Annotated in this window: 19 protein-coding genes and 1 pseudogene; 2 read left to right on the plus strand and 18 right to left on the minus strand. The window is 69.1% G+C overall.

Annotation, left to right across the window (positions count from 1 at the left end; genetic code table 11):
* Positions 1 to 137 precede the first annotated feature (137 nt).
* The 12 genes and pseudogenes from ACYVD1_RS18510 to uvrC all read right to left on the minus strand — a co-directional run bounded on the left by ACYVD1_RS18510 (position 138) and on the right by uvrC (position 12,128).
* A complete protein-coding gene (locus ACYVD1_RS18510) occupies positions 138 to 509 on the minus strand; it encodes an RNA polymerase-binding protein RbpA (protein ID WP_460758784.1) in 372 nt (123 codons plus the stop codon).
* A gap of 80 nt (positions 510 to 589) precedes the next feature.
* Positions 590 to 826: a preprotein translocase subunit SecG gene (gene secG / locus ACYVD1_RS18515; RefSeq protein ID WP_460774169.1), complete on the minus strand. Its 237-nt coding sequence runs from the start codon at positions 824 to 826 to the stop codon at positions 590 to 592.
* 288 nt (positions 827 to 1,114) lie between these two features.
* A complete protein-coding gene (gene tpiA / locus ACYVD1_RS18520) occupies positions 1,115 to 1,894 on the minus strand; it encodes a triose-phosphate isomerase (protein WP_460774173.1) in 780 nt (259 codons plus the stop codon).
* A gap of 43 nt (positions 1,895 to 1,937) precedes the next feature.
* Positions 1,938 to 3,122: a phosphoglycerate kinase gene (locus ACYVD1_RS18525; protein WP_460774176.1), complete on the minus strand. Its 1,185-nt coding sequence runs from the start codon at positions 3,120 to 3,122 to the stop codon at positions 1,938 to 1,940.
* A 135-nt stretch (positions 3,123 to 3,257) separates the two neighbouring features.
* On the minus strand, positions 3,258 to 4,262 hold the full coding sequence (gene gap, locus ACYVD1_RS18530; protein WP_460758772.1) for a type I glyceraldehyde-3-phosphate dehydrogenase: 1,005 nt from the start codon (positions 4,260 to 4,262) through the stop codon (positions 3,258 to 3,260).
* Between the two features lie 329 nt (positions 4,263 to 4,591).
* On the minus strand, positions 4,592 to 5,572 hold the full coding sequence (whiA, locus tag ACYVD1_RS18535) for a DNA-binding protein WhiA (RefSeq protein ID WP_330094586.1): 981 nt from the start codon (positions 5,570 to 5,572) through the stop codon (positions 4,592 to 4,594).
* 201 nt (positions 5,573 to 5,773) lie between these two features.
* Positions 5,774 to 5,893: pseudogene (locus ACYVD1_RS18540) on the minus strand (DUF488 family protein, N3 subclade); the annotation flags it as partial.
* A 67-nt stretch (positions 5,894 to 5,960) separates the two neighbouring features.
* On the minus strand, positions 5,961 to 7,514 hold the full coding sequence (gene tnpB / locus ACYVD1_RS18545) for an IS607 family element RNA-guided endonuclease TnpB (RefSeq protein WP_460774179.1): 1,554 nt from the start codon (positions 7,512 to 7,514) through the stop codon (positions 5,961 to 5,963).
* Positions 7,515 to 7,655: 141 nt separating this feature from the next.
* Complete coding sequence (locus ACYVD1_RS18550) at positions 7,656 to 7,865, minus strand: DUF488 domain-containing protein (protein ID WP_460774182.1); 210 nt, start codon at positions 7,863 to 7,865, stop codon at positions 7,656 to 7,658.
* Between the two features lie 231 nt (positions 7,866 to 8,096).
* On the minus strand, positions 8,097 to 9,074 hold the full coding sequence (locus ACYVD1_RS18555; protein WP_460774184.1) for a gluconeogenesis factor YvcK family protein: 978 nt from the start codon (positions 9,072 to 9,074) through the stop codon (positions 8,097 to 8,099).
* 124 nt (positions 9,075 to 9,198) lie between these two features.
* A complete protein-coding gene (rapZ, locus tag ACYVD1_RS18560) occupies positions 9,199 to 10,083 on the minus strand; it encodes an RNase adapter RapZ (protein WP_460774186.1) in 885 nt (294 codons plus the stop codon).
* Complete coding sequence (gene uvrC, locus ACYVD1_RS18565; protein WP_460774188.1) at positions 10,080 to 12,128, minus strand: excinuclease ABC subunit UvrC; 2,049 nt, start codon at positions 12,126 to 12,128, stop codon at positions 10,080 to 10,082. Before uvrC ends, rapZ begins: the two co-directional genes overlap by 4 nt.
* Before the next feature lie 178 nt (positions 12,129 to 12,306).
* On the opposite strand from uvrC, the gene ACYVD1_RS18570 reads away from it, so the two are divergent.
* The gene (locus ACYVD1_RS18570; protein WP_460774190.1) at positions 12,307 to 13,464 is read left to right on the plus strand and encodes a mechanosensitive ion channel family protein; all 1,158 of its coding nucleotides are present in this window, start codon (positions 12,307 to 12,309) and stop codon (positions 13,462 to 13,464) included.
* Between the two features lie 109 nt (positions 13,465 to 13,573).
* On the opposite strand, the gene ACYVD1_RS18575 is transcribed toward ACYVD1_RS18570, so the two are convergent.
* From ACYVD1_RS18575 to ACYVD1_RS18600, 6 genes are all read right to left on the minus strand, one after another.
* Positions 13,574 to 13,957: a Rieske (2Fe-2S) protein gene (locus ACYVD1_RS18575; protein ID WP_460774193.1), complete on the minus strand. Its 384-nt coding sequence runs from the start codon at positions 13,955 to 13,957 to the stop codon at positions 13,574 to 13,576.
* A gap of 117 nt (positions 13,958 to 14,074) precedes the next feature.
* Entirely contained in the window at positions 14,075 to 14,443 is a 369-nt protein-coding gene (locus ACYVD1_RS18580) for a VOC family protein (protein WP_460774197.1), read from the minus strand.
* Positions 14,444 to 14,489: 46 nt separating this feature from the next.
* Positions 14,490 to 15,152, minus strand: a complete 663-nt coding sequence (locus tag ACYVD1_RS18585) for an RDD family protein (protein WP_460774201.1) — start codon at positions 15,150 to 15,152, stop codon at positions 14,490 to 14,492.
* Between the two features lie 29 nt (positions 15,153 to 15,181).
* A complete protein-coding gene (gene iscB, locus ACYVD1_RS18590; RefSeq protein WP_460774204.1) occupies positions 15,182 to 16,741 on the minus strand; it encodes an RNA-guided endonuclease IscB in 1,560 nt (519 codons plus the stop codon).
* A gap of 240 nt (positions 16,742 to 16,981) precedes the next feature.
* Positions 16,982 to 19,816 carry an excinuclease ABC subunit UvrA gene (gene uvrA / locus ACYVD1_RS18595; protein ID WP_460774207.1) on the minus strand — a complete coding sequence of 945 codons (2,835 nt, stop codon included), beginning with the start codon at positions 19,814 to 19,816 and terminating at the stop codon, positions 16,982 to 16,984.
* A gap of 294 nt (positions 19,817 to 20,110) precedes the next feature.
* A complete protein-coding gene (locus ACYVD1_RS18600) occupies positions 20,111 to 20,464 on the minus strand; it encodes a winged helix-turn-helix transcriptional regulator (RefSeq protein ID WP_460774211.1) in 354 nt (117 codons plus the stop codon).
* A 168-nt stretch (positions 20,465 to 20,632) separates the two neighbouring features.
* Here ACYVD1_RS18600 and ACYVD1_RS18605 point away from each other — a divergent pair, with 168 nt between their 5' ends.
* The gene (locus ACYVD1_RS18605) at positions 20,633 to 20,929 is read left to right on the plus strand and encodes a DUF1330 domain-containing protein (RefSeq protein ID WP_460774216.1); all 297 of its coding nucleotides are present in this window, start codon (positions 20,633 to 20,635) and stop codon (positions 20,927 to 20,929) included.
* Positions 20,930 to 21,045: the final 116 nt, after the last annotated feature.

A 21,045-nucleotide genomic window follows, 5' to 3' on the forward strand; every position in this document is an offset into this window, starting at 1 on the left:
TGCTGCGCGTCGCCCCAGCGGCACTGTCACTGCGTTCTCATCAGTCGACAGCCAAACCCGGGCTGACTCCTTCTTCGGCCTTGTGCCAGCACCACTGGATGCGCCGCTCGCGACGGGCAGCATCCACCGAACACGCCCTAGTTCTGGGAGGCCTTCATGTGGGCCTCGACCGCGGCGCGGTCCGCGCGGAGCTTCGCGAGGGCCTCGTCGAGGATGAGCTTGCCCTCCTCCACGCTGCGACGCTCCTTCACGTACGCCAGGTGCGTCTTGTACGGCTCGGTACGCGGAGGCGCCGGGGGGTTGGCCTTGTCCTTGCCCGCGGGGAAGCCGCAGCGCGGGCAGTCCCACTCGTCAGGCACCGCAGCTTCGCTCGCGAAACTGGGGATGACCTCGTGCAAGTTCGCACAGTAGAACGGAACCCGGACACGGGGGGCGGATTCGCCCCGCTCCGCCTCGCCCATAGGGCCAGCTCCGACTCGGCTGCCACGGATGGCACTGCCACTACCCACGAAAAACTCCTTCGGCGAACTCGCTCACCGATTGACTCGGGCGAGCTTTGTGGTCGAGGGGGCTGCGGCCGGTCGGCGCGCTACATTCCCCGGTTGATCAGCAGGCCGAGCACGACGATCGTCACGATCCACACAACCGCGACAGCAACGGTCATCCGGTCGAGGTTGCGCTCGACAACGGAGGATCCGCCGAGCGAGGACGTGACACCGCCACCGAACATGTCGGACAGGCCGCCGCCCTTACCCTTGTGCATCAGCACAAGGAGGATCAGCAGCACGCTGAGAAGCATCACAAAGATGGACAGACCGAGGATCACACGCTCACCCGTAGCTCGACCCCGCAGCGGGGGGATGGACACCTCGGCCCCCCATTCCCCACCCGCACCAGCGCCGGCATGAGGGCGCCGAGTTGGCAGCGGGTCACGGAAGGAGGAGACCGGGGACGTTTTCGGATTTTACCGTGCCGGCAGCGACACGTGTGGAGAAACCGCGAGGCACGGGAATCCCCACAGCGAAGTCTAGCCCGAACGGGGCACCTGTCGGACACCCCACCCGTCACCCATGGACATCAGAAGGTGACGGGCAGGCATAGACAAGACGTTTGGTCAGCCGTTCTCGCCGAAACGAATCACCTTGGCGAACTCATCGGCCTTGAGGCAGGCACCGCCGACCAGGGCGCCGTCGACGTCCTCCTTGGCCATGATGCCGGGGGCGTTGTCGCCCTTGACCGAACCGCCGTAGAGCACGCGGACGGCACCGGACACCTCGGAGGAGTACAGCTCGGTCAGGCGCCCGCGGATCGCGGCGCAGACCTCCTGCGCGTCCTCGGGGGTGGCGACCTCGCCGGTGCCGATGGCCCACACGGGCTCGTAGGCGACGACGATCTTCTCGGCCTGCTCGGCCGGGATCTCCTTCAGGGCACCGTCCAGCTGGGCCAGGACGTGCTCGACCTGGTTCCCGGCCTTTCGAACTTCGAGGCCCTCGCCCACGCACAGGAGCGGAGTGATCCCGTGCCTGTAGGCGGCCTTCACCTTGGCGTTGACCAGCGCGTCGTCCTCGTTGTGGTGCTCACGGCGCTCCGAGTGGCCCACCAGGGCGTAGGAGCAGTCGAGCTTGGCGAGCATCGGTCCGGAGACCTCGCCCGTGTAGGCGCCCTTGTCGTGGGCGGAGATGTCCTGCGCACCGAACTTGATGCGCAGCTTGTCCCCGTCCACCAGCGTCTGCACGCTGCGGATGTCGGTGAACGGCGGCAGGACGACGACCTCGGCGTTGTCGTAGTCCTTGTCGTTCAGAGCGAAGGCCAGCTTCTGGACCAGGGCGATGGCCTCCAGGTGGTTGTTGTTCATCTTCCAGTTGCCCGCGATGAGCGGCAGGCGCTTGGTCATCTTTGACTCTCTTCAGATCGTCGGCAGAGGGCTGTGTTCGAATTCAGGCGAGTGCGTCGATGCCGGGAAGGTCCTTGCCCTCCAGGTACTCCAGGCTGGCACCGCCGCCGGTGGAGATGTGGCCGAAGGCCGCCTCGTCGAAGCCCAGCGCGCGCACGGCCGCGGCGGAGTCGCCGCCGCCGACCACGGTGAAGGCGCCGGAGTCGATGATCGCCTGGGCCAGCGCGCGGGTGCCGCCCGCGTAGGGGGCCATCTCGAACACGCCCATCGGGCCGTTCCAGAACACGGTCTTGGTGTCCGCCAGCTTCTCCGCGAAGAGCGCCTGGCTCTTGGGACCGATGTCCAGGCCCATCCGGTCGGCCGGGATGGCGTCGACGTCGACCTCGGCGTGGGCGGCGTCGGCGGCGAACTTCTCGGCGGCCACGACGTCCACGGGCAGGACGATCTCCACACCCTCGCGCTCGGCGCGCTCGAGGTAGCCGCGGACGGTGTCGAGCTGGTCTGCTTCGAGGAGGCTGGAGCCGACCTCGTAGCCCTTGGCCTTGAGGAAGGTGAACACCATGCCACCGCCGATGAGCAGGCGGTCGGCGGTACCGAGGAGGTTGTCGATGACACCGAGCTTGTCGGAGACCTTGGAGCCGCCCAGAACCACGGCGTAGGGGCGCTCGGGCTCAGCGGTGAGCTTCCGCAGGACCTCGACCTCGGTCAGGACCAGACCGCCGACGGCGTGCGGGAGCTTGCCGGGCAGGTCGAAGACGCTGGCGTGCTTGCGGTGCACGGCGCCGAAGGCGTCGCCCACGTACAGGTCGGCGAGCTGGGCGAAGCGGTCGGCGAGCTCGCCGCGCTCGGCGTCGTCCTTGCTGGTCTCGCCGGCCTCGAAGCGGACGTTCTCCAGCAGCGCGACCTGTCCGTCAGCCAGCCCGGCGGACGTGGCTCGCGCGGACTCACCGGCAGTGTCGGTGGCGAAGGCGACCTCGGTGCCGAGCAGCTCGCCCAGGCGGGCGGCGACCGGCCGCAGGGAGTACTGGGGGTCCGGTGCGCCCTTGGGGCGGCCCAGGTGGGCGGCGACGATCACGCGGGCACCGCGCTGCCGGAGCTTGTCGATGGTCGGTAGGGCCGCGCGGATGCGGCCGTCGTCGGTGATGCGGTCACCGTCCAGCGGCACGTTCAGGTCGGCCCGTACGAACACGCGCTTTCCGGAGACGTCGAGTTCGTCGATCGTCCGCATGCTGGTCTCCTCGTTGGGGTGTTGAAGTCTGAAGCGCCCCGGACGGGATCGCGCACGCGACGGCACCCCCACCGCGCGAGGGCGGAAGGGGTGCCGGGTCACGCGACTGCGGCCACGGGGCGGTGGACCCGGTGGTTACAGGTTGGAGCCGACCAGCTTGGCCAGGTCGACCAGGCGGTTGGAGTAACCGAACTCGTTGTCGTACCAGCCGAGGATCTTGACCTGGTTGCCGGCGGCCATGGTCATCCCGGCGTCCAGGGTGCAGGAGGGCGAGGTGCCGACGATGTCGGAGGAGACGATCGGGTCCTCGGTGTAGACCAGGATGTCCTTGAGCGGGCCTTCGGCGGCGGCCTTGAACGCGGCGTTGACCTCGTCCTTGGTGACCTCGCGGTCCAGCGTGACGACCAGGTCGGTGGCGGAGCCGTCCGGGACGGGGACGCGCATGGCGATGCCGTCCAGCTTGCCCGCCAGCTCGGGGATGGCCAGGGCGGTGGCCTTGGCCGCACCGGTGCTGGTGGGGATGATGTTCTGCGCGGCCGCGCGGGCACGACGCAGGTCCTTGTGCGGCAGGTCCAGGATGACCTGGTCGTTGGTGTACGCGTGCACCGTCGTCATGAAGCCCTGCTGGATACCGAAGTTGTCCAGCAGCACCTTCGCCATGGGCGCCACACAGTTGGTGGTGCAGGAGGCGTTGGAGATGATGTTGTGGTTGGCAGCGTCGTACTTGTCGTCGTTGACGCCCATGACGACGGTGATGTCCTCGCCCTTGGCCGGGGCGGAGATGATGACCTTCTTGGCACCGGCGTCGATGTGCTTCTGGGCGTCCTCGGCCTTGGTGAAGATGCCGGTGGACTCGACGACGACGTCGACGTTCAGGTCGCCCCAGGGAAGCTGGGCCGGGTCGCGCTGAGCCAGGACCTTCACGGTCTTGTCGCCGACGCGGATGAAGTCGTCACCGGCCTCGACCTCGCCCTCGAGGGTGCCGAGCACGGTGTCGTACTTGAGCAGGTGCGAGAGCGTCTTCGTGTCGGTGAGGTCGTTGACCGCGACGATTTCGATGTCGCTGCCGCCAGCGGCGACCGCGCGCCAGAAATTGCGGCCGATACGACCGAAGCCGTTGACGCCTACACGGATGGTCACGGAACCAATCTCCTCACAAATCGCACATCAGTTTCACCCGGGCGCTGCGCCGTACCTCGGGGTATGACCGGTACGGTCCGGCCCGACCGCGTTGAACAGCGTGAACGCGTAACAGGTGTTCACAAAGAGCCTAGCGGAATGCTGACGGGGAGCAGTTCCTACCCCATGTCTGACGACCCGTCACCCTCTCCCGGGTTCGCGACCATCCTGGCATTGCACGGCGGAGAGGTCTATACCATTTTCGGAAGTTATCCGGGAGTTTTCGCAGTTAACAAAGCCGAACATCCGTGTTTCCGCGCCGTTCCGGCCGGTTCCGGGCCAGCTCCCGGTCAGGGGACGAGCATGTCAGGAGTGAGGTTCGCCTCTGTTCCCTCGATGCCCAGATCGCTGGCACGCTTGTCCGCCATGGCCAACAGCCTGCGAATACGTCCCGCGATGGCGTCCTTGGTCAGCGGAGGGACGGACAGTTGGCCGAGCTCCTCCAGGGAGGCCTGCTTGTGCGCCAGGCGCAGCTGGCCGGCTGCCACCAGGTGCTTGGGCGCCTCCTCCCCCAGGATCTCCAGGGCACGCTCCACCCGGGCGCCCGCCGCGACCGCGGCCCGGGCACTGCGCCGCAGGTTGGCGTCGTCGAAGTTGGCGAGCCGGTTCGCGGTGGCCCGCACCTCCCGGCGCATCCTGCGCTCCTCCCAGGCCAGCACGCTCTGGTGTGCGCCCAGCAGGGTGAGCAGCGCCCCGATCGAGTCCCCGTCCCGCACCACCACCCGGTCCACTCCGCGCACCTCACGCGCCTTGGCGTGCACCTTGAGGCGGCGGGCCGCGCCGACCAGGGCCAGCGCGGCTTCGGGGCCGGGGCATGTGACCTCGAGTGACATCGAGCGGCCCGGCTCGGTGAGGGAGCCGTGCGCGATGAAGGCGCCGCGCCAGGCGGACTCGGAGTCGCAGGCGCCGCCCGCGACCACGTGGCGGGGCAGGCCGCGCACTGGGCGGCCGTTGTTGTCGACCAGGCCGGTCTGCCGGGCCAGGGACTCGCCGTCCTTGATCACCCGCACCACGTACCGGTTCCCCTTGCGCAGTCCGCTCGGCGAGAGCACCACGACCTCGGACTCGTGGCCGAAGACCTCCGAGATGTCCTTTCGCAACCGCCGGGCAGCGGCACCGGTGTCGAGTTCGGCCTCGATCACGATCCGGCCGCCCACGAGGTGCAGGCCTCCGGTGAAACGCAGGATGGTGGACACCTCCGCTTTGCGGCAGCATGGCTTGAGAATCGCCAGACGGCTCAACTCATCCTTCACCACGCCGGTCATCGCCATCGCTGCGATCCTCCCCTTGAACTGGCAGAACACCGGCGCCCCACACTCAGACACCGGGGGTGCCGCCGCGGGCTCTGCCACGGGCGGCTTTCTCGATGCAGACTACGTGACACGCGCCTTAACACCGACCCCCTCACGGCGTGTTGCCGATCCGCCTTCCCTGCTCACAGGCGGCGTGTCGGCCTTCGTGGCGGTGTGCGGTCAATTGCTCCCGTGCTTGCCGCCGGTACCGGAGTCGGCCAGCAGGGACTCCACGTACTCCCGTAGGACGACCGCGTGGTTGTGCTCGGTGTCCTTGGCGGCGTAGAGCAGGGTGACCGGCCGTTGCTGATGTCTTAAGCAATCATCAGCATCCCGTGCATGTGTGCACGAAAGGTCCGTGACGGTGTCACCACAACCTGGGTTGGGTGTCCTGACGACGGTGTCCCGTTTCCTTCCGCTTGTGCGGTCTTGCGCCACCGGCCCGCCCCGCACCCGCCCTGCGGCGGGTGCGGGTGGTGCGGGTCCTACGGTCGGCTCCACGGGCCTTCGGAGCCCTCGCTCCCCGGTCTCCGGCCACTCCGGTACCGGTACTGCCCACCTGCGCCGCCAGGGCGGCGAGGTTGCGTGCTGCGTTGACGTCCCGATCCAGCACGAGGGGACATGCGTCGCAGTCGAACACCCGAACGTGCAGCGGCAGCTTGGCTTTCGTCGCCCCGCACCCCGAGCAGGTCTTACTACTGGCGAACCACCGGTCGGCCACCACCAGGCGCCCGCCATTCCAGGTGGTTTTGTAGTCCAGCTGGCGGCGGATCTGCCCGAACCCCGCATCAGCGATGCGGCGGGCCAGACGCCGGTTCTTGACCATCCCGGCCACGTTCAGGTCTTCGATGACCACTGTGCCGTACTCGCGCGCCACACTGGTGGTCAGGTGGTGCAGCGCGTCGGTGCGCAGGTTGGCCACCCGGTGGTGCACCTTGTTGCGTTTCCGGTTGGCCTTGACCCACCGCTTGGACGGGGGGCGCCCGGTGCGCCGGTCCGGGCCCTGCCTCAGGGACACCCTCCGGCAGGCCCGGCGCAGGTCGGTCAGTGCCCCGTCCAGGTGGCGGGGGTTGGCCACCTGGCGCGCCCCGCCGTCGGTGTCGGCGACCACCGCCAGGGACTTGACCCCCAGGTCCACCCCGGCCACCCCCTGCGGGCGGGCCGGAGTGGTGGGGGCGCGTTCGATCTCGACCTGGAAGGCCACCTGCCACCGCCCCCGCCGGTGCGAGACCGTGGCCGAGAGGATACGCGCGGTGCCGTTGGCCAGGCGGCGGTGGAGTTTGCGGGTGGACTCATGGGTGCGCACCCGTCCCACCACCGGCAGCCTGATGTGGCGGCGGGTGTCTTCGCACCGGATGGTGCCGGTGGTGAAGCGGCAGGAGATCGGGGCCCGGTGCTTGGACTTGGGCCGCGGTACCCCCACCCTCGCACCCTTGCGATCGCCCCGCTTGGCGGCGGCATAGGCATCGAAGCCGGCGGCGGCGCCTGCTAGGCCGGTGTTGTAGGCCTCCTTGGAGTTGTCCGCCCACCAGGTGGCGAACCGGGGATCCTGGCGTTTGGTGGCGTTGAACGCCCGCCGCAGGGCGGGCAGCGACCAGGACCGCCACGGGGTACGCTCGGACTCAGCAACCCCGTAGGAGGCCTCGGCCTTACGTTGGTCCCAGGTGGCCAGGACGTGGTCGCGGGCCCAGTTGAAGGCCGTCCGGGCCCCTCCGCAGTGCGAGCGCAGCCGCTGCTCGGTCTCGGCGCCGGGGTCCAGGGCGAAGACGTAGGCCTGGACCACGTGCCCGGGGCGGGGCTGAAACCCCCGCTTCTTCTTCGGCTTGTGCTCCCTGCCTTCCGGCTGCTGGTCGGCTTGGTGTGGGGCGGTCTCGGCCACGGGTCCCACCCCCTCCACCTGCGCCTCGTTCGTCTCGTTCACACGTTCGAGAAAGACGTTAGCGGGACGGGCGGGCCCGTGTGGGGGGAATCGATCCGAGTGCGTGGCTCTTCAACGGCAGCCTGCGGTCGTCGCGCTGTGTGTTGACAAGAGTGGATGGTTGCTGAGGGAACCCCGAACAGCTCACAACCCCCTGCGCGCCGCCGCCAGGATCGGCTCGAGTGCCTCGGGGCGGCGGTCCAACTCGGCCCGGTACCGTTCGGCGAACTCGGCGAAGCGTTCCGGGGCGTGCCCGAACCACCTGCGGAGTTCGGGGCTGGGTGCACCGTCTTTGACCCAGAGATCGCCCGCCACCTCGGTCTTGCGCACACCGCGCGGCCAGAGGCGGTCCACGAAGGAACCGGGGCCCGGGCGGGGAGGCCTCCACCCGACCGGGATGCTCTTCGGCCCGCACCTCGTCGTAGACACGTTCCAGGTAAACGTGGTGTTCAGCCATGCGACCACCCTTCCCGGAGCGGGGTCACGGCGAACCCGCGCGCTCCCCAGGAATCGCCCTCCGGGCGGCGCGACCGCCCCAACAAGCCCGGTGGCCTCACCAACCCCGGCACCCACCCAATGGCCCCTTCAGGCCTCCACAATCCGTTCCAGGGCCTGGGCCAACCTGTCGGGATCGTGCCTGGGTGTTCCGTCGCCCCGGCTCAGATCGTCGAGCTCCAGTCGGCCGCCGAGCTGGCCCGCCACCGCCCGGAGCGGCCCGCTGTCCTCCACGCTCCCCCGGTCGGCCAGCACCACGTCCACCCCCAGTTTGGGGGCGTGCTCGTGCAGCACCTCGAGGTAGGTCTCGGGACGGAAATCGTCGGTCTCTCCGCGCTGCGGCGAGAGGTTCAGGGCGACCAGGCGTTTGGCTCGGGTGGTGACCAAGGCGTCGGCCAGCTCCGGGACCAACAGGTGCGGGAGCACGCTGGTGAACCAGGATCCGGGACCGAAGACCACCCAGTCGGCCTCGCGCACGGCCTTGACCGCCTGCGGGCTGGCGGGCGGTTCCTCGGGGACCAGCCCGATGGAGCGCACCTGGCCGCTGGTGCTGGCACAGGCCACCTGGCCGCGCACCGTGGTGAGTTGGTCGGGCCGTTCCGGGTCGGTGCCCGACACCTCCGCAACGATCTCCAACGGCACCGACGACATCGGCAGGACCCGGCCGTGGGCGCCCAGCAGCTGGCCCACCCAGTCCAGCCCGGCCACGGAGTCGCCCAGGAGCTCCCAGAGGGCGACGATCAAGAGGTTGCCGACCGCGTGGCCGTGCAGGTCACCCTCCGAACGGAACCGGTGTTGGAGCACGTGGCTCCAGGTGTGCCCCCACTCGTCGTCCCCGCACAGCGCGGCCAGGGCCATCCTCAGGTCACCGGGCGGAAGCACGCCCAGTTCCTCCCGCAGTCGGCCGCTGGAGCCACCGTCGTCGGCGACCGTCACGATCGCGGTGACATCCGTGGTCACCCGGCGTAGCGCCGACAACGAGGCGTGCAGGCCGTGCCCGCCTCCCAGCGCGACCACTCGGGGAGGTCGCGACTCATCGCCGCTGTCCGACGCCGTGCTCTTCGACATGCCTACGGCCTGCCCCCTCCGGACCGGCACCAATAACGACCGGGCCAATGTAAGGGAAGACGCCGCACTTGGCGATTCGGTTCGCACCGAGGTCCGAGAGTTGGCCGGTCCCGGTCGCGCCCGGTTACTCCCGGCTAACGTCCCGGTGCACGACGTGCACGTCCACGCCCTGGGCACGGAGCCGGTCGGCGAACTGTTCGGTCATGGCCACGCTGCGGTGCTTACCCCCGGTACAGCCCACCGCGAGCGTCATGTAGTGCTTGCCCTCGCGCTGGTAGCCGGCGAGCGTCAGCTTCAGAACCTCCGAGTAGGCCTCCAGCATCTCCTTTGCGCCGTCCTGGGAGAGCACGTAGTCACGCACCGGCTCGTCACGGCCGTTCATCGGTCTGAGCTCGGGCACCCAGTGCGGGTTCGGGAGGAAGCGGCAGTCGAGGACCAGGTCGGCGTCGACCGGAAGGCCGTGCTTGAAACCGAACGAGACCACGTTGGCGCGCGGGCGCACCTCACCGCTCTCACCGAAGAAACCGATCACCCGGGCCTTGAGCTGGTGCACGTTGAGCTGGGAGGTGTCGATCACCAGATCGGCCTCGCCCCGGATGGCCAGCAGCGTCTCGCGCTCGCGGGCGATGCCGTCGGTCACCCGGCCGTCCCCCTGCAGCGGGTGCGGGCGGCGGACCCCCTCGAACCGGCGGACCAACGCGTCGTCACCGGCCTCCAGGTAGAGCACCCGCGCCGTGATGTCGCGCTTGCGCAGCTCCTCGACCGTGGACAGCAGGTCCTCGGTGAAGGCAAGGGAACGCACGTCCACCACCACCGCGACCCGGGGGACCGCCCCGTGGGTACGGCCCGCCAGCTCGATCATCGTCGGCAGCAGCCCCGGCGGCAGGTTGTCCACCACGAACCAGTCCAGGTCCTCCAAAGCCCTGGCCGCCGTGCTGCGACCCGCACCGGACATCCCGGTGACGATGACCACCTCGGGCGGTAGTTCCCCGCCCAGTTCGACCGTCATGTGTCTCCTCCCCCGTCTGTACTCTGACTTGCCTTCGCCCCGTCGCTCTCCCCATCCCGCCGACCGGGGCCGCCGGACAGGTGCTCGTGAACCGCCGCAGCCAGTTTGGGGCCGATTCCGGGAACGGCGGCGATCTCCTCGGCGCTCGCCGAGGCCAGCCGCTTGACCGAGCCGAACTCCTTGATGAGGGCCGTCCTGCGCGCGGGCCCGAGCCCCGGGAGCTCGTCCAGGCTGCTCCCGGTGAGCGCCTTGGCGCGCTTCTGCCGGTGGTACTGGATGGCGAAGCGGTGGGCCTCGTCGCGTACCCGCTGGAGCAGGTAGAGGCCTTCTCCGGTGCGCGGGAGGATCATCGGGTCCTCGTCGTCGGGCAACCACACCTCCTCCAAGCGCTTGGCCAGGCCGCAGACGGCCACGTCGTCGATCCCGAGCTCGTCCAGGGCGCGCCGTGCCGCCGCGGCTTGGGGCCGGGCACCGTCCACAACCACCAGGTTAGGGGGATAGGCGAATTTTCCGGGGGCGGGTTCATCTCTGCCGGTGGCGGGTTCCTCCCGCCCTTGGTCGCCGCCGTGGTCGGAGTGGTCACCCATGCGGGCCACCTCTCCGGAGCGCGCGCTCTCCTCCAGGTAGCGGCGGAAACGGCGCTTGACCACCTCGTACATGGCGGCGACGTCGTGTTGTTCGGCTCCACCGGCGCCGCTGCCGCGGACGGAGAAGCGGCGGTACTCCGGTTTGCGTGCCAGGCCGTCCTCGAAGACCACCATCGACGCCACGACGTGCTCGCCCTGGAGGTTGGAGATGTCGAAGCACTCGATGCGCAGCGGCGCCTCGGGCAGGTCCAGCGCCTCTTGGATCTCGTTGAGCGCCCTGCTGCGGGTGCTCAGGTCCCCGGCCCGGTGCGTCTTGTGCCGGGCGAGCGCCTCGCGTGCGTTCTTGTCGACCGTCTCCATGAGGGACTTCTTGTCTCCGCGCTGCGGTACGCGCAGGTCCACCGCCGATCCCCGGTGCTCCGAGAGCCAGGCGGCGAGGGCTCCGGGGTCGGCGGGCTCGTGCGACACCAGGATCTCACGGGGCACCGCTGTACCGGTGCCCTCCGTCTCGTCCGATCCGTCGAGCGGTCCGTAGAGCTGGCCGAGGAGGGTCTCCATGAGCTCGTCGGGTCCGGCGTCGGTGACCTTGTCCACCACGTAGCCGCGCTGGCCCCGGATCCGGCCGCCGCGCACGTTGAAGACCTGGACCGCCGCTTCCAAGGGGTCCTCGGCCAGGGCGATGACGTCGCAGTCGGTGGAGTCGGGCAGGACCACGGCCTGCTTCTCCAGGGCGGCGCGCAGGGCCTCGATGTCGTCGCGGATCCGGGCGGCCCGCTCGTACTCCATCTCCTTGGCCGCCTCGGTCATCCGGCCCTCCAGCTCGCGGATGAAGCGACCGGTGTCACCGGCGAGGAAGGAGCAGAAGTCCTCCACCAGCTCCCGGTGCTCTTCGGGGCTGGCCTTGCCCACGCAGGGGGCCACACACTTGCCGATGTAGCCGAGCAGGCAGGGGCGGCCGCTGCTGCGCGCCCCCCGGAAGACCCCGGCCGAACAGGTGCGCACCGGAAAGACCCGCAGCAGCAGGTCGACTGTCTCCCTGATCGCCCAGGCGTGCGAGTACGGACCGAAGTAGCGCACCCCCTTGCGCTTGGCGCCGCGCATCACCTGTACTCGTGGGAACTCCTCGTTCAGGGTCACCGCCAGGTAGGGGTAGCTCTTGTCGTCCCGGTACTTGACGTTGTAGCGGGGGTTGTACTGCTTGATCCAGGAGTACTCGAGCTGGAGTGCCTCGACCTCGGTGCCGACGATCGTCCAGTCGACGTCGGCGGCGGTGGAGACCATCTGCTGGGTACGGGGGTGGAGTCCGGCGAAGTCGCGGAAGTAGGAGGACAGCCTCGCCCGCAGGTTCTTGGCCTTGCCCACATAGATCACGCGGTCCGACGCGTCCCGGAAGCGGTAGACGCCCGGTTCGGTCGGGATGGAGCCGGGTGCGGGTCGCAGGTGAGGAGTCGCAGCCATGGCCCCATTCTGGTGCGTCCCGGGGACAGACGGCCACCTCGCCCGTTGGCGCGGCCCGTGGAGCGGATCACTAAACGGCCATCCGGCCCGCCAAACGTCACGATTGGATATCTGGATGGTCTACCTTGGGCGGGTACACACGAACTTACCGACATGAACGATAAGGGGGCTCTTAGTCGTGGACGTTGCCCAATGGACCGCGATCGGCATCGCCGTCGCGGTCTCGATGGTCCTGGTCTTCGTTCTCCAGTGGCTGCTCAACCACAAGTTGGGCAAGGTCTGGCCGATGGCCCGCTACGTGGTTTCGCGCTCGGCGATCACCGCCTACACCGCCGCGGCGGTGGTGGGCGCCAACCTCGCGCTCCCCAGCCCGAGCGACGTCGGTTGGAGCACGTACCAGACCATCGAACACGCGATGACGATCCTGATGATCGCGTCCCTGACCGCTCTGATCCTCAGCCTGGCGTACGCGGCCACTGACATGATCCTGGAGCGCCTTTCGGCCAACAACGGCGACGCGGACCGCCGTGCCCGCCGCATCCAGACCCAGGTCCGCCTCCTGCGCCGGGTCATCACCTCCGTCGTCGTCGTCCTCGCGGTCTCCGCGATCCTGTTCACCTTCCCCGAGGTCCAGGCGCTCGGAGCCGGTCTGATGGCCTCCGCCGGTGTGATCGGTATCGTCGCCGGTGTGGCCGCCCAGTCGACCCTGGGCAACCTGTTCGCCGGTCTCCAGCTGGCCTTCAGCGACGCCCTTCGGATCGGCGACGTCGTGGTGGTCGAGGGCGAGTGGGGCCGGGTCGAGGAGCTCAGCCTGGTGAACGTCACCATCAAGATCTGGGACGAGCGCCGCTTGGTCGTGCCGGTGGCCAACTTCACCACGACCAGCTTCGAGAACTGGACGAAGCAGGGCACCAACATCACCGCCAAGGTGCAGTTGCCGCTGGACTGGGAGGTGCCCGTCGGCGAGCTCCGCGAGGAGGCCGGGAAGCTGGTCACCTCCAGCAAGCACTGGGACGGGCGCAGCTGGTCCTGCCAGGTCGTCGACGTCAGCGAGACCGGCGAGATCCTCGTGCGGATCGTCGCGACCGCCGCCGACACCGGCGACCAGTGGCACATCGCCTGCGAGATCCGCGAGCACCTCATCGGCTGGCTGGCCACGAACTACCCGCAGTCCCTTCCTCGCAAGCGCACCGAATTCGTCACCGGTACCGCCGAAGACGAGTCCGCCTACGCGGCGGAGTTCCCCACGTCGGCGTTCCGCCGCGCCACCGCGGCCTCCGGCGCCGCCCACGACACCAACGGGTCGGCCCAGGCCGGAAACCCCGAAGAGGTTTAGCAGCCCTCTCCACCCCGTACACGACGGAGCCCCACCGAGTACGCCTCGGTGGGGCTCCGTCGTCGTGTGCCCGTCTCAGACGGTCGCGAGCGGCCAGTACGTGCGGCTCTCAGTCGAGGATGATGTCGGTGCCGTCGATCGTCACGGTGAACGGCTCCAGCGGGTCGTCGGCGGGCCCGGCCAGCGGCTCGCCCGAGGCGATGTCGAACTGGCTGCCATGGCACAGGCAGCGGATCACCTCGTCGACTTCCTGGACCGTGCAGCCCCCGTGGGTACAGGAAGCGCTGAAGGCCTTGTACTCGCCCTCTTCGGGCTGGGTGACGACCAGTTTGCTGTGGCTGAACACCGCCCCGCCGCCCTCGGGCACCTCCGTGGTCTGACCGACCACGTGGCCGCGCCGGACCTCCTGCGCGGCGGGTGGCTCGCCGCAGGCGCTCACGGCGGTCACGGCCGCCGCGGCCCCCGCCGTACCGAGCAGCCCGCGCCTGCTCATCCCGCACCCGCATGTCCTGTTTCCGGCCACGACCGAACGCTCCTCACCTGCGCCTGAATTCCAACTACGAACTGTAGTAGAGGAGGAAGGGTGACCTGACCGGGGGTCCCCCTCGGGTCAGCGGCCGAACTCCAGGCAGAAGGGGTGGCCCGCAGGGTCGGCGTAGACCCGGTAGAGGTTACCTGGGTCCCCCTCGACCCGGGCCAGCAGGCGGGCGCCCATACCCAGGACCTTGTCCTCCGCGGCCCCGATGTCGTCGACCTCGATCTCGAAGTGCATCTGCTGGGGCCGTTCCGGGTCAGGCCAGGACGGAGGCCGGTGGTCGTCTACCTGCTGGAAGTCGATGCGCGGGGGCGTGCCGTAGCCGATCTGGGCCCAGCGGGGCTCCCGCTTGATGACGGGTAGTCCGAGGAGCTCGGAGTAGAAGTCGGCCAGGGCCTTGGCGTCAGGGCAGTCGATGGTCACCGCGTGCAGTCGTCCGTGCATGCCGCACAGACTTCCAGCCAGAGCCTGGAAGCGGAAGGGCCCGGAGTCAGCGGACGTCGAGGACCACGGTTCCAGCGATCCTGTCGTGCAGGCCCTGCTGGTTGGGTCGGTTCCACGCCGCCATGCCGCCGATGAGGACCGCCATCACGAAGACCAGCACGAACCAGAACGCGCCGGTGAAGAACAGTAGTGCCGGGAAGGCGTACAGGGCTGCGCGGACCATCACGGAGGCGAGCGGGATCTCCCCCAGCTGTCCCCCGGAGGCCAGCGGGGCCACCTTCAGGTTCATCACGCGCTTGCCGAAGGTCTGCTTCCAGCGCGAGACCGCGTACGTCTCGTACCCGGTGTACAGGAGGAACACGGTCGGCCAGAGCAGGAACCAGACCCGGGCCCCCAGGTCCATGGTCGAACCGCCGAAGACCGCCCGCGCCCCGGCCCAGGTGAACGCGAAGATCAGGCTCACCACCAGCGCGGGCAGGGCGATCACGGCCAGGTCGACCAGGCGCGCCGCCGCCCGTGCGGACCAGCGGGCCAGCGGGTACCTGGCTCCCTCGGCCGGCGGCGGGGGCTGGGGACCCCCGGCGTTCGGTGCGCCCTGGGGATCCTTCGCCGGGCCCGGACCCTGGTTCGGCGGGGAACCCCGGTGGGGCGGGTGCCCCCACCGCGTCGTCCCCCGGTCGGGTTCGTGCGGGGGCGGAGCAGCGTTCATCGGTTAGTTGGGCGTGGAAACCCGGTCCTTCAGGGCCGGGAGGAAACGCCCTGCTCCTTCCTGAGTGTGTAGGCATAGCCGTCGGCCTGCTGGAGCAGCCGCACGTGCCGGTGGTTGATGCCCTGGACAGTGCCCTGGGCGGTGGTGATGTTGAAGCTCCCCGAAGCGCGCACGGCGACCCGGCCGGTGTGCGTGCCCTTCTTCTTCCCCTTGGGCACCACCGCGCGGACCAGATCACCGGTCGTGAAAGAGAAGAACCCCTTCATTCGGGGCAGGCGCAGCCGGGGGAACCCGTGCTTGTCGGTCCGCGTGCGGGCGTAGGAGCCGCGCCCGGCGCACCCGGCCACCAGGATCGTGTCCACGGTCTGGGTGATGGTCTCGACCTTGCCCACGGCCAGGGCGTCCAGGGTGTGGGACTTGGGCAGCCGGTTGCGGGTGCGGTTGAACTTGGTGCGCCCGCCCGAGCCCACACGGGTGGGCAGGCGCTGGTCCAGGGCGCGCCAGAGTACCCACCGGGTGGACTGCGCCGCGGCCGCATCCCGCAACGGGGCCTGGGACCGGGCCAGCACCCGGGCCAGGACACGCTGGTTGGTGACGGACTCTTCCACAGGGGTGTTGCCCTTGGCCTGATTACAGGCGATACAGGCCAGGACCAGGTTGGAGAGGCGATCCGAGCCGCCCCGCGAGCGCGGGCGGACGTGGTCGATATTGAGCGGAGTGTTCGTCATGCCGCAGTAGGCGCAGGTGCGGCCGAACGCGGCCAGCAGGTACTCGCGCACCTCGAACCCGAACAACGTGCCCTGTTGGTACTCCACCCCCTCCAACGGCTTGCCCGCGGACAGGGCGTGGGTGTCGAACGCGACCCGTTCCACGTGCACCGCCCGCACCGGAGCCCACCGGGCGAGCCGCTCCACCCACGAGGTGGTCGTCTCCACCCGGTGGCGCAGGGACGGGGGCAGCCACCCTGGGGGTCGGGTGCGGTTGGCGAACCGGGGCGTGCGGTAGCGCAGGTTCGCGCCACGTCGCCTTCGCCGGTAGGCGGAGCGCTGGCCCATCTTCTTGGTGATCTGGGCGCCGCGGTGGTCGAGCTGGAGGCCGTAGCGGCCCCGGCGCTCACCGGCCTGGGCGGTGAACACGGCGACGCCGGTGTGCTTGGAGCCCGGGTCGATACCGAGTTCGACGCCGTCGACTTCGGACTCAGCGCGCGTGCGGTCGGTCAGCCTGATGGTGAAGGGGGTGTGGCGGTGCACCACCGCGCGTTTCTTGGCTAGGAGCTTGCGGGCCCGGGCGGGTGGGCACGGTTGGAGGGGGACGTGGTGTTGGTCGAGGACGAACACGGATGGGTGGGTGGTGGGCACCTCACGGTGCTGCTCCCCAACCCCGGCGGGGTTGGGGGTGGCGCCACCGGTACCGGGTGAGGTGCCGGTGGTCTCCCCTCGACCATGTTCCGCACCGGGTACCACCTGGGGGTGGTGTCCGTGCCCCGTTTCGTTCCCGATCCGGGGGGTGTCTGCTGGCACGGATTCCAGAGCAAGCGGCTGGGGAAGCACGGCTTGGTGGGTCTGCTCTCCTGTGCGGAACGTAGCCATCGAGGTCACCTCCTCAAGGGTGATGGCTGGGTCTGGTAAAGGCGGCCTCAACCACGGGGGTTGAAAGCCCGGTCCTTCAGGACCGGGATCCCTTTACGGTGACGACGAACCTCCTGTTGGGGGCGGGCGCGGGTCAGGGCGGGGACATACCCGACTCTACCGAGGCCCGGACAGGGCGAACGCCCGTGCTGTGGCCCCGGGGCCGCAGCACGGGCGCCGCACCGTCTCGGCGCGCTCTGGCTAGAGCATCTTCGCCAGGAACTGCCCGGTGTAGGACTCGGCGACCGCGGCGACCTCTTCCGGCGTTCCCTCGGCCACGACCAGGCCGCCGCCGGAACCGCCCTCGGGGCCCATGTCGATGACGTGGTCGGCGGTCTTGATCACGTCCAGGTTGTGCTCGATGACGATCACCGTGTTCCCGCTGTCAGCCAGCCGGTTGAGGACCCCGAGGAGCTTGCGGATGTCCTCGAAGTGCAGTCCGGTGGTGGGCTCGTCGAGCACGTACACGGTCCGGCCGGTGGAACGGCGCTGAAGCTCGGCCGCGAGCTTGACCCGCTGGGCCTCGCCGCCGGAGAGCGTGGTGGCGGGCTGGCCCAGGCGCACGTAGCCCAGCCCGACGTCGTCCAGGGTCTGCAGGTGGCGACGGATCGCGTTGACCGGCTCGAAGAACTCCAGCGCCTCGGTGATCGGCATGTCGAGCACCTCGGAGATGCTCTTGCCCTTGTACTTCACCTGGAGGGTCTCCCGGTTGTACCGGGCACCGTGGCAGACCTCGCAGGGCACGTACACGTCGGGCAGGAACTGCATCTCGATCCGGAGCGTGCCGTCACCGGAGCAGGCCTCGCAGCGGCCGCCCTTGACGTTGAAGGAGAACCGCCCCGGCTGGTAGCCGCGCGTCTTGGCGTCGGTGGTCTGCGCGAACAGCTTGCGCACGTGGTCGAAGACGCCGGAGTAGGTCGCCGGGTTGGAACGCGGAGTGCGGCCGATCGGGCTCTGGTCGACGTGCACCACCTTGTCGACCTTGTTCATGCCGTTGACCCGCAGGTGGCGGCCGGGCACGCTGCGCGCGCCGTTGATCTCCTTGGCCAGGGCCTTGTACAGGATCTCGTTGACCAGCGTGGACTTGCCGGAACCGGAGACCCCGGTGATGGCGGTGAACACACCCAGCGGGAAGGTGACGTCGATGCCGTCGAGGTTGTTCTCCCGCGCTCCCCTGACCACCAGCTCGTTGCCCTTGGTGAGGGGGCGGCGCACGGCCGGAAGCGGGATGACCCGCCTCCCGGCGAGGTAGTCGCCGGTGAGCGACTCGGACGAGGTGAGGAGTTCGTCGACGATGCCGGAGACCACGACGTGTCCGCCGTGCTCGCCCGCGCCCGGACCGATGTCCACGACCCAGTCTGCGGAGCGGATGGTGTCCTCGTCGTGTTCGACGACGATGAGCATGTTGCCGATGTCGCGCAGCCGCTGGAGCGTCTCCAGGAGCCGGGCGTTGTCGCGCTGGTGCAGGCCGATGGACGGCTCGTCCAGCACGTAGAGGACACCCACCAGGCCGGAGCCGATCTGGGTGGCCAGCCGGATGCGCTGGGCCTCGCCCCCGGAGAGCGACCCGGAGGAGCGGGACAGGCTGAGGTAGTCCAGCCCCACGTCCAGCAGGAAGCCGAGCCTCGCATTGATCTCCTTGAGCACCTGCGCGGCGATGACCATGTCCCGGTCGGACAGCGTGAGGCCGGCCAGGAAGTCAGCGCTGTCGCTGAGCGACATCGAGGCGACCTCAGCGATGGACTTACCGCCGACGGTGACCGCCAGCACGACCGGCTTCAGGCGGGTGCCATCGCAGGTCGGGCAGGGCACGGACCGCATGTAGCCCTCGAGCCGCTCCCGGGTGTGGTCGCTCTCCACCTCCGCGTGGCGGCGCTTGACCCACGGCACCACGCCCTCGAACTCCGTGTAGTAGGAGCGGCTGCGCCCGAACCGGTTCCGGTAGCTGACGTGGACCTGGGTGTGGTGGCCTTCCAGGATCGCCTTGCGCGCGGCCCGGGGCAGGCGCTCCCAGGAAGTGTCCATGCCGAAGCCGACCGCCTCGCCCAGGGCCTTGAGGATGCGCTCCCAGTAGCCGCCGTTGTGCCCGCCCGACCAGGGGGCGATGGCGCCCTCGGACAGGGACTTCTCGGGGTCGGGCACCAGCAGGTCGGCGTCGACCTCCATCCGGGTGCCCAGGCCGGAGCAGTCGGGGCAGGCGCCGTAGGGGGCGTTGAACGAGAAGGAGCGCGGTTCGAGCTGCTCGAAGGAGAGGTCGTCGTAGGGGCAGTACAGGTGCTCCGAGAAGACCTTCTCGCGCTCGGGGTCGTCGGTGCCCAGGTCGACGAAGTCCAGGACGATGGTGCCCCCGGCCAGTTTGAGGGCGGTCTCCACCGAGTCGGTGAGCCGGCCGTTGGCGCTGGGCTTGACGCTGAGCCGGTCCACGACCACGGCGATGTCGTGCTTGTCGTAGCGGCCGAGTTTGGGGGCCTCGTCCAGTCGGACCGCCTGGCCGTCGACGACGGCGCGGGTGAAGCCCTTGGACTGCAGGTCCTTGAAGAGTTCGACGTACTCGCCCTTGCGGCCGCGCACGACCGGCGCGAGCACCTGGAAGCGGGTGCCCTCGGTCATCTCCATGACCCGGTCGACGATCTGCTGCGGCGTCTGTCGGGCGATCTCGCGGCGGCATTCCGGGCAGTGCGGAACGCCCACGCGGGCCCAGAGCAGGCGCAGGTAATCGTACACCTCGGTGATGGTGCCGACCGTGGACCGCGGGTTGCGGCTGGTCGACTTCTGGTCGATGGACACCGCGGGTGACAGGCCCTCGATGAAGTCGACGTCGGGCTTGTCCATCTGACCGAGGAACTGGCGGGCGTACGCCGAGAGCGACTCGACGTAGCGGCGCTGGCCCTCGGCGAAGATCGTGTCGAAGGCGAGCGACGACTTGCCCGAACCGGACAGGCCGGTGAACACGATCATCGAGTCGCGCGGCAGGTCCAGGGACACGTCCTTGAGGTTGTGCTCCCGTGCTCCACGGACCACGAGTTGTTCGACCATCGAGTGAGACATCCTTCGGCTCTGACGCACAGGACGCGGACCACGTCGCTAGACGTCGCTGGTACCCGTGTGTGGCTTCGCGGTACGGCGGTCGCAGGCCCCTCGGGGCCGCGCGGCCTCGGAACCGGGCCGCTGAGGGAATGCGGGAGGTGGTACTTCCTCCCCGCCCGACAAGACTAACGATCGCCGGTGACAGTTTCTTCCACCGCACAGAAGTGGTGGCACCCATGGCGCTCCTGCGCCATGGGTGCCACCACTATAGACGAACGCGTGTTCGATTTCACGCAGTTCCCGTCAAGTTCTCCGTGTGACGCCCCAGGACATCGGTGACAGTTCTGCCCCGTCGCCGGCATCCTCGGCGGCGGTGGGCGGGGCGTCGGCAAGCTCGGCGGCCCACCGCCGTGACCACTCGATGACCGGATCGAGGGCCTCGCGGGCGTCGCGGCCGAGCGGGGTGAGGGCGTAGCTGCCGTCGCGCAGCACCTCGGCGAGTCGAGCCTCTTGGAGCTCTGTGAGCCGTTGCCGCAGGACGCTTGACGACATGCCGTCGCAGCGCCGCTGCAGGAGCCGGAAGCCGAGCGGCTCTTTTCCCAGCTCCCAGATGATGCGCAGAGTCCAGCGGCGCCCGAACAGGTCCAGTGCCGCCATCAACGATCGTCCCGTGGTGGAACCTCGGACCGGCCGGCCCGGCTTGGGCGTCGGCGACGCGTTCATGATTCTCCGTCAACTCTTGTGCTTCGGATTCCGAATCAGTAGTATCACACCTCACAGTGGCGCTTCGGAATTCGAAGCACTCATTCCAACACTGGAGGTTCCATGCCCAAGGGCTACTGGGTCAGCGTCTACCCCACCATCGAGGACCCCGAGAGGCTTGATGTCTACAACGAACTGGCAGGCCTAGCCGTCGCAGCCGCGGGCGGGCGGGTGCTCGCCGGCATCGGCGGCCGGATCGACGCACACGAAGCCGGAATCGCCGAGCGCGTCGTCCTGATCGAGTTCGACAGCTTCGAACAGGCGGTCGCCGCACGCGCGAGCACGGCCTACCAGGAGGCGCTGGCCGAACTGCCCGACGGCTTCGAGCGCGACTTCCGCATCATCGAAGGCCTCGGCTGACCGAAGTCCAGTCGGTTTTTCGCCGAACTCTGTAGCGAGATTCAGACCGCAGGCACCGGGCCTTCAGGACCGGTGACGTCCCGACGTGTCACCACCAAGACCGCCCGAACTGTCAC

The organism is Nocardiopsis nanhaiensis (genome assembly GCF_054778635.1).